Annotated in this window: 7 protein-coding genes and 3 pseudogenes; 7 read left to right on the forward strand and 3 right to left on the reverse strand. The window is 55.9% G+C overall.

Annotated features, from left to right (window positions below; genetic code table 11):
* On the forward strand, nt 1-4,298 hold a 4,298-nt coding region (locus B5F88_RS17665; protein ID WP_204246264.1), incomplete at its 5' end, for an InlB B-repeat-containing protein.
* Nucleotides 4,299-4,378: 80 nt separating this feature from the next.
* Nucleotides 4,379-4,618: pseudogene (locus B5F88_RS17670) on the forward strand (DUF6809 family protein); the annotation flags it as partial.
* 20 nt (nt 4,619-4,638) lie between these two features.
* On the opposite strand, the gene B5F88_RS17675 reads toward B5F88_RS17670, so the two are convergent.
* Together B5F88_RS17675 and B5F88_RS17680 are read right to left on the reverse strand one after the other, a co-directional pair.
* Nucleotides 4,639-5,301, reverse strand: coding sequence for a zf-HC2 domain-containing protein (locus tag B5F88_RS17675; protein ID WP_087348662.1), 663 nt, complete (start codon nt 5,299-5,301; stop codon nt 4,639-4,641).
* Complete coding sequence (locus B5F88_RS17680) at nt 5,298-5,834, reverse strand: sigma-70 family RNA polymerase sigma factor (protein ID WP_242959869.1); 537 nt, start codon at nt 5,832-5,834, stop codon at nt 5,298-5,300. Before B5F88_RS17680 ends, B5F88_RS17675 begins: the two co-directional genes overlap by 4 nt.
* Here B5F88_RS17680 and srtB point away from each other — a divergent pair.
* From srtB to B5F88_RS21975, 5 genes and pseudogenes are all read left to right on the forward strand, one after another.
* On the forward strand, nt 5,733-6,452 hold the full coding sequence (gene srtB, locus B5F88_RS17685) for a class B sortase (protein ID WP_343286480.1): 720 nt from the start codon (nt 5,733-5,735) through the stop codon (nt 6,450-6,452). The genes B5F88_RS17680 and srtB overlap by 102 nt on opposite strands.
* Nucleotides 6,453-6,521: 69 nt before the next feature.
* Nucleotides 6,522-7,004 carry a hypothetical protein gene (locus tag B5F88_RS17690; protein WP_087348664.1) on the forward strand — a complete coding sequence of 161 codons (483 nt, stop codon included), beginning with the start codon at nt 6,522-6,524 and terminating at the stop codon, nt 7,002-7,004.
* Nucleotides 7,005-7,017: 13 nt separating this feature from the next.
* Nucleotides 7,018-7,344: a hypothetical protein gene (locus B5F88_RS17695; RefSeq protein ID WP_087348666.1), complete on the forward strand. Its 327-nt coding sequence runs from the start codon at nt 7,018-7,020 to the stop codon at nt 7,342-7,344.
* A complete protein-coding gene (locus tag B5F88_RS17700; RefSeq protein WP_275532956.1) occupies nt 7,331-8,098 on the forward strand; it encodes an FAD-dependent thymidylate synthase in 768 nt (255 codons plus the stop codon). Before B5F88_RS17695 ends, B5F88_RS17700 begins: the two co-directional genes overlap by 14 nt.
* A pseudogene (locus B5F88_RS21975) lies at nt 8,095-8,504 on the forward strand (deoxyuridine 5'-triphosphate nucleotidohydrolase). Before B5F88_RS17700 ends, B5F88_RS21975 begins: the two are co-directional and overlap by 4 nt.
* Before the next feature lie 29 nt (nt 8,505-8,533).
* Here the strand turns inward: B5F88_RS21975 and B5F88_RS20425 are convergent.
* Nucleotides 8,534-8,620: pseudogene (locus B5F88_RS20425) on the reverse strand (IS5/IS1182 family transposase); the annotation flags it as partial.

Consider the following 8,620-nt stretch of genomic DNA (forward strand, 5'->3'; position numbering starts at 1 on the left):
ACAATGAGGTCTACAATACCCATAACGACGGCGGCTGGAACGGCGACGGGCAGGCCTGGGACGCCGACTGGGGCGATGGGACCGTCTATCAGTATAATTACAGCCATGACAATGAGGGCGGCTGCTTCATGATCTGTCTCCAGCACGCCTACAACAGCGTGTTCCGCTACAATATCAGCCAGAACGACAGCACAGGCATCATTGTGGCGGCCACCAGTCCCCGCGCCAACATCTACAACAACACTTTCTATATCAAGGAGAACGTGCCCTTTGTGTACACCAATTCCGGCAGCTACGGCACGCTGGATGTGAAGAACAACATTATTTATTATGCCGGCAGCACACCCAAGGATGAGAACTGGCAGACCGGAAGCTGCAGCTATGCAAACAACATCTTTGTAAACTACAACAATGTGCCCACCGGGGAGAAGAACGTCCAGATGAGCGCCGCAGAGGGGGCGTCTCTGATGGTGGATCCCGGAAAGGGCGGGACCGGCAATGCCCAGGGGAGCGCGCTGAATACGCTGGACGGATACAAGCTGCAAGACGGCTCCCCAGCCATCGGTGCGGGCACAAAGGTTGAGACCCCCTCGTTCCTCTTTGAGATGGAAAGTCAGGGCGTATATGCAGACCAGGATTTCTTCGGCAATTCCACCCAGGGGGTCACGCCGGACGTGGGCGCCCATCAGTACACCAAGTTGACAGGGCTTGGTTCTGACAAATATCAGGTCCAGGGTTTTACCATCTCTCATGTAAATGGAGATACGGCTGAAACTGTCCTGAGCAATCTGATTGTCCCCGAAGGGTGGTCCCTGACGCTGACGGATGCAGCAGGCCAGCCTCTGACAGGGAGCACAAAGGTACCAGGCGGCAGCAAAGTGATTGTTGAAAAAGGCGATGGCAGCCAAGAGATATACACGGTCGCCATGAATACACAGGCAGACATTTTGTCCTCCCCCTTTGAGCGGCAAAGCGGCAGTATTCACGTGCCCGATCTGGCCCAGGTCAAGCATCTGCTGGATGCCCTGGAGCTGAGCTGGGGCGCTTCCGCAAAGGTGATGTACAATGGAGTGGAGCAGGACCAGAATGTGGCGCTTACATCGGATATGACCCTTCAGATTACAGCGGAAGACGGCGCGACTCAAACGATGCTTTCCATCCAGGTTGGTCCCTATTCAATTTTGGAGAGCATTCAGACAGAGGATGGCCAACAGGGTGAGATATGGTTTGCCCAACAGCGGATTTCTTCACAGGAGACGAATGCAGCCTATAAAGACCTGACCAGCTGGCATGCTGACTGGAAAGGCTGGGAAGGGTTTTCCAGCAACCAGTGGGCTTTTGTAGGGGCGAACAGCGGCGGCAATGTCACCAACATTAAAATTGTGGATGAAACAAGCAGTCGGGATGGTTTTGGCCATACGCTGGGCTTCCGGGCGCCCCTCGATGGCGTGATCTCCATTACGGGGTTGGATGCCATCGTCAACAACGGAAATAACACCGGCACGATCTGGGCCTCGCTGACCAAAAACGGCGAGCCGCTGGTGGCTCAGCAGCAAGTCAGCGGCGGCAGTGGGCCTGTCAACTTCAACCAGGACAATATACAAGTTGCCGCAGGAGACATGATCCGTTTTGAAGTACAGAATAAGGGAGGAAGGATAGCGAGCGCCGAGATCATGGCCCCTATGGTTGTTACCTACACCAGCGTGAGCGACAAACCAACCCTTTATAAGGTAAGTTATCAGCTAACCAATTTGACCGCTGATGGGCAGCCCGTCTCGGCAGCGGAAAATCAGCCTCTGTCGGTAACACTCACTCCGGCCAATCAGTATAGCCTGCCGGAGCAGATCCAGGTCACTATGGCAGGCGCCATTCTGACCAGCGGCCAAGAGTACACCTATGACCCATCCAGCGGGACCATCAATTTGGCGGCGGTCACTGGCAACGTGATCATTACCGCTGATGGTGTGGCGCAGACCAATGCCCCAGTGATTACAACCACCACATTAAAAAATGGCAAACAAAACGAGCCCTATTCCGACACATTGGCGGCCACCAGTGATACTCCTGTCAGATGGAGCGTCACTTCTGGCAGTCTGCCTTCTGGCCTGACGCTGGATGAGGTAAGCGGCGTCATCAGCGGTACGCCTGTCACCGCTGGTACAGTTACCTTTACAGTTACGGCAACCAATGATACCGGCAGCACCAGCAAAGAATTATCTATTTTCATTATCGCAAAAAGCGCAGAAAAACGGATTCTCTCTTTTGCGGTTCCCAATGGAACCAGCAGGATCACGGGTACGCAAATCGAGGTAACGGTTCCGTATGGCACAGATGTCACATCGCTCACTCCTACAATTGCCGTAAGCGAAAGAGCCAGTGTCTCTCCCGCAAGCGGCGTAACCCAGGATTTTAGTGATCCCATCAACTATACCGTAACGGCTGAGGACGGAAGTCAGCAGATATATACCGTAACGGTTGTCACTGCGGCAGAGGGAACCTACATAATCAGCGCTGACACAGTGGCCCACGGCACCATTTTGCCTGATAAGAGCAGTGCGGCGCAAGGGGAGCTTGTCTATGTGTCTTTGATACCCGACAACGGTTATCAGGTAAAGGCGGACTCCCTCAAGGTCTATAAAACAGGCGACGATACCGCAATAGTTCCCATAACAAACGACAGTTTCCTTATGCCTGGATATGCGGTTACTGTCACAGCAGAATTTGAACCAAGCACCCCTGCGTTTGTGGCGGTTGCAAATATCATCAACGTACCGAGTAAGGCAGAGGTGGGGAAGGCTCTGACTTTGAGCGCAACTGTGATGCCCAACAACGCAACCAACCAACAGATTATCTGGACCGTGAAGGACGATGGCGGAACAGGTGCGGCAATTCAGGACGGTGCGCTGATGACGGTCAATCCTGGTGTGGCAGTGGTGACTGCAACAATTGCAAGCGGCGCGGCGCCCGGTGTAGACTATGCACAGGACTTTACCATTACGGTAAGTGACCGGGTAGTCAAGTACCATACTGTCACCTTTGAGAGCAACGGGGGCACCTCGGTAGCTCCGCAGACGGTGGAGGAGAACGGCCTTGCCGTGGAGCCCGCGGCGCCCAGCCGCAGCGGGTATACCTTTACCGGCTGGTATCTGGACGCGGCATGCACGCAGAAGTTTGATTTTAACACGGCCATTACAAAGGATCTGACGCTCTATGCCGGCTGGAAAGAAACCGGCGGCAGTTCCGGCGGTGGAAGCTCCTCCAGCGGGGGTGGCGGCTCCAGCAGCGGAAACCAGATGGAGACCACAACCAATCCGGACGGCTCCACCACCACCACAGTGACCAAGCCGGACGGCACGGTAACCGAAACCACGGTATATCCGGATGGCGGCAAGACGGTGGTGGAGACGAAGCCGGACGGCAGCGGCATTACAACCATCACCCGGCCGGACGGCGCCTCCTCTGTCACCACGGTGGATGAAAGCGGTAAGTGGGAATCTGAGGTCAAGGTGCCGGAGCAGGCGGTAGACGCCGCGGAGGAAAAGGGAGAGAATGTCACCCTGCCTCTGCCCAACGTGCCCAACACCAGCGACCGGGACAACGCCCCCACCATTACGGTGCAGCTGCCTGAGGGCGACGGGGTAACGGTGGAGATACCTGTGGACGGGGCCACCTCCGGCACCGTGGCGGTGCTGGTCAAGGAGGATGGCACCGAGGAGATCATCAAGACCACCATTACCACGGAAAATGGCGTGAAGGTCACCCTGAGCGACGGTCAGCGTGTGAAGATCGTGGACAACAGCAAGTACTTCTCCGATGTACCGGACAGTTACTGGGGGGCGCAGTCCATCGACTTTGCCTCCAGCCGGGAGCTGTTTGGAGGCACAGGCCCCAACACCTTCTCCCCGGAGACGGCCATGACCCGTGGGATGATGGTCACAGTGCTGGCCCGGATGGAGGGCGTGGATACCTCCACCGGCTCCGCATGGTATGAGGCCGGACAGAAATGGGCCGTGGCGAACGGCATTTCCGACGGCACGAATATGGAACAGGGCCTGACCCGTGAGCAGCTGGCTCTGATGCTCTACCGCTATGTCGGTGAGCCCGCCGTGAGCGGGGATCTCAGCGGCTATGCCGATGGAGCTTCCGTCAACAGCTGGGCTACCCAGGCCGTAACCTGGGCTGTCCAGGAGGGCCTGATTTCCGGTGTGGGGAACAACACCCTGAATCCCCAGGGCCAGGCCAGCCGCGCTCAGGTGGCCACCATCCTGACGCGGTTTATAGAAAACGGCTTGTGGTAAAACAGTAAAAGCATGGGGCGCGGACAATCTCAAGATTGTCCGCGCCCTTTGCTCTATAGTTTGACGAACAGGAGAGGGAAGTAGAGGAGTGCCACAAAGCGTTGATTGCGGCTCTGGAAAAACCGGAGCGAAAACTGGTGCTGGGGATCATTGACGCTCAGGATTCAATCAGAGAGCAAACCTCCCTGGACAGCTTTATCGCCGGATTTGAGCTGGCGTGGAGGCTTTCAGCCGAATTACACAACGATGAAAACAAGCGCCCATTCTCCTGGCAAACCAGGAGACCGGGCGCTCGTTGCGCGTGGGAAGACGAAACATAAAATCAGCCTGCAGGTTTGGTTCAGCGTTCCCACAGAAGGACCGCGTCCGCCATAGCCTGCTCAAATTCGGCCTGGGCCAGACCGGGGAGCTGCAGATAATCTCCCACCAAATAGTAGACCGCGTCCACCTGCCGGTCCACCTGATAGGTGGCGGTCTCAAAGTCGGTCAGCAGCCCGTTGCCAATGCACAGATGTCCCTCACGATCCGGCAGCACATCCGAGCGAAGGGTACGGTCAAAATACAAGAAAACAACATTCCGCCCATCTACCTCCCGGCAGAAGCCGTGGAACGAATCGTAGCTCCCGCCGTGGTAGTAGAGGTCAATCACCTCATCCACCGCAAGCTCTGCCGTCACCAGGCCGTCCGTATAGGATACCGGCTGCGGAACATCGGCTGCACCCGCCAGGACGATGGAGAAGATCAGCATGACCGCCACCGCGAGCAGAACCGCCCGCCGGCGCCCACGGGAGAACTTCTTCTTCACTCCCTGAAGAACACGGGCTTCCGTTTCCGACTCGTGGGAGAGCGAGGGGACGGGAGCCTCCTCCTTCATTTCCGCCAGACAGGCGCGGCATTCCTCACATTGTGCCACATGAGCTTCGATCTCCTGCTTGCTGGCCTCGCTGCACAGCCCATCGCAGTACAGGGGCAGCAGGTCACGGATGATCTCGCATTTCATCATAATCCCTCCTTGATTTTCTGTTTCGCACGATAATAAGTCACTCTGGCCCAGTTTTCAGATTTGCCGAACAATTCGCCAATCTGCCCATAGGGCAGTTCCGCAAAGACCCGCAGGGTAAACACCTCCCGGTATGGCTCCGGCAGAGCATGGAGCCGTTGATGGATCTGACGGGCATGTTCCTGGATGAGCAGATCCTCTTCTACATTCTGAGGGGAGGTCATCTGTTCCAGTGCCTCATCTCCGGCCTGCCGTTTTGCCTTTCTCAAGTAGGAGAGCCAGCAGTTCTTCCCGATTTGGCACAGCCATACAGACAGCCGGCATTTTCCTTGAAAGGAGGCGCTGTGTTCAATGGCACGACAGAAGGTCTCTTGGGTCAACTCTTCCGCCAGCGCCTGGTTTCCACAGAGTCCTGTCAGATAGGCAGCGGCTTTATGCTGGCGCGGGAGATTGGCCAGTACAAGGAAAGCGCCGATACCTATGCAGGTCTTTCGGAATATGTCACCCCGGCAGAAACGGACGGGGAAAATGGAGATGCGGAGGCGCCGGAGGGAACCGGCGCTTCCTCCGTTTCTCTGCCCAAAGTGGATTTTGAAAGCCTGCTGGCCCAGGGGCCGGATGTCAAGGCATGGCTGGAGCTTCCCGGCACGGTCATTCAGTACCCGGTGGCCCAGGGCGAGGATAACAGCTACTACCTGAAACACCTGTATGACGGTACGGCAAACAAGGTGGGCTGTCTGTTCATCGACTATGAAAACGCGGAGGATTTTTCCGACAACAACACGATCATCTATGGGCATAACATGCGTGACGGTTCCATGTTCTCCACGCTGGTGGAATACAAAGCGCAGGCTTACTATGACGAACACCCGGAAATGTACCTGGTAACGCCGGAGGGCGGCTATGTGGTCGAGGTGTTTTCCGCATTTGTGGCAAGCCCGGAGGAATCCGGCAGCGAAACTTCTCCCTGGGCGCTGGAATGGAAAGACAGCGGCGCATATACGACCTGGCTTTCCGCGATGCAGGAACGCTCTGTGATTGAAACCGGCGTTTCCGTCACTTCCAGTGACAAGGTGCTGACCCTTTCCACCTGCACCAATGGCGGCGCTGACCGCTTCATCGTCATGGGCAGGCTGGTAGCTGTAACTGAATAACAATTTTTCATAAGATAGCGCGGGATGCCGGTTGCTCCCGCGCCCATCTCTATATATGGAGGATTTGCAATGGTAAATAACATTGTTCCCATTCCCGGATATGTCCATCTCTACCGCTCCATGCTGCGGTTTTACGATATGCCAAGCGCCAAGCTGAAAGAAATGCTCTATCTTCTGAATACCGCAAACCTGGACAGCTACGGTTTCCACCACCCGGAGGCGCATGTGGTCGAGAGCGGCCCGGTGGCTTTCTGCGGCTGGCTGGATCATCGGTATGCCCGCCCTTACCGGACGGAAGTGCAGCTTTATAAATCCCTGCTGGCCCTGAAACGCAGCGTTGACCGGGATTGCATTGTCACTTCCCAGCGGGAAGCCCTTCAAATGCTCCGGTGCGTGATCTCCAACCTGGAATACCGCTTTTATAAAGCCTACAACATGGAATTTGAGGATAAGCGCACAGTGTATTCCGAGTGCGCCTTCCGGCTGATCCCGCGGGAGGACGAACCCAGCGTGTGCCTGATGCGCGATTGGGTTTATCTTCCTACGGCGTAAAGTGGGGTGAGTTATGACACAAAAAGAATTTCAGGCTGTTTTCCGGGAACAGGTACGGCAGTGTGAAGGGCTTCTGATTCAGAAGGCCAAAGAATATACCGGCGACAACCCGGACCGGCTCAGCGCCTTCAAAGCGGCGGCTGCGATCCAGGACAGCACCCCGCAGCGTGCGTTGGCCGGGATGATGGCAAAGCACATCATCTCCATTTATGATATGTGCTTTACGGACCGGAAAACTTTTGAGCTGGCTGTCTGGGAGGAAAAGATCACCGACAGCCTTAACTATCTGTTTTTATTAAAAGCTGTGATAAAGGAGGAATTGGAACATCAACCAGATTGAAACTAAAATTTTGAACTGCACTGCAGTACAGGAAGCCAAAAAAAACATGGTGTTTGCGGCAAGACTTACCCAGCGGGGCCATGCGATCCACTCCATGGATGACCTTCTGGCCCTTTATGAGAAAGCCTATACTGCCGATACGGTCAAACGGATCGCCTCTCTGCCGCACCCCGCCGTACAGAAGTTTTCGGTTATCACGGTGGCGGTTGTGGGCGCCAGCAGGCGTTTCCTGGCACAGATCACCCGGCACCAAAACGAGGTCAAGTTTATCAGCGCCTCTTTGCAGTACAGCAATTATGCGGGGCAGGCTGATTTTGTGGTGCCTTATGAGATCATGACGGCAAGCCAGTGGGTGCATGACTTCTACCTGAAAAAATGCCGGGCTGCCATGGAGCATTACGCGGATATAGGCGCCTGCGGGATTTCCAGGGACGCCGCGGGGTATCTTGCCCCGCAGAGCCTTCGCAATGTGCTGGTTATCAGCGCCACGCCTTATCAGTGGAAGCACATGATCGGCCAGCGGACTTGCCGCCGCAATACGGATGAAACACGCTTTGTCCTGCTGAAAATATGGGCGGACCTGTATGCGCTGGACCCGGAACTGTTCAGCCCGGAGATTACCGGCCCCTTCTGCCAGCGGGAGGGATGTCTGGAAAAAGATATGTCCTGCGGCTGCCCGTGTGAAAAAGGGGCGCTGCCCCTTGCCCTGCTGCGCCAGGACTATCCTGCCGCGCTGGAAGGAGGCGGCCAGTGAAGATCAAGATCATTGATTTTGGGCTGCCGGAGAACCACCGTCCCCTCCGCTCCCATGCCAATGACGCCGGGGCGGATGTCTATATGCCTTTTGACTGTACCCTGGAGCCGGGATTGCTAAAATCCCGCTGGGCTTTGGCCTGGAGGTGCCTGACGGTTATGCCGCCTATGTGTTTCCCAGGAGCAGCCTGGCGGCAAAAGGGGTGGTCTGTGAGCTGCCCCCTGTGGATTCCGGCTACCGGGGCGAGATCCACGCCATTGTCAGCAATGTGGGAAACGAGGCCCAAACACTTGCGAAAGATTCCCGGATCGGGCAGCTTATCATCATGCCTGTGGTGATCGCGGATTTCGTGAATGATCTGGGCGGACAACGCGGCGCGGGCGCTTTTGGCAGCACGGGAAAATAAGTGTATTTTTAAATAGTGTCTACACAAGATTAGGCTAAAATGGCACACCAAATAGCAATGCAACGAATTTGCACTGCTGCCAAAAAAGATGCTGTATTTTTGGCATATCGCGTGGC

Source organism: Flavonifractor sp. An306, assembly GCF_002159455.1.
Lineage (GTDB): Bacteria > Bacillota > Clostridia > Oscillospirales > Oscillospiraceae > Flavonifractor.

Excerpts from the sequence above, each read along its gene's own strand:
- B5F88_RS17695 (WP_087348666.1), top strand. The coding sequence starts at position 7,018 with ATGACACAAAAAGAATTTCAGGCTGTTTTCCGGGAACAGGTACGGCAG.
- srtB (WP_343286480.1), top strand. The coding sequence starts at position 5,733 with ATGCTGGCGCGGGAGATTGGCCAGTACAAGGAAAGCGCCGATACCTAT.
- B5F88_RS17675 (WP_087348662.1), bottom strand. The coding sequence starts at position 5,301 with ATGATGAAATGCGAGATCATCCGTGACCTGCTGCCCCTGTACTGCGAT.
- B5F88_RS17690 (WP_087348664.1), top strand. The coding sequence starts at position 6,522 with ATGGTAAATAACATTGTTCCCATTCCCGGATATGTCCATCTCTACCGC.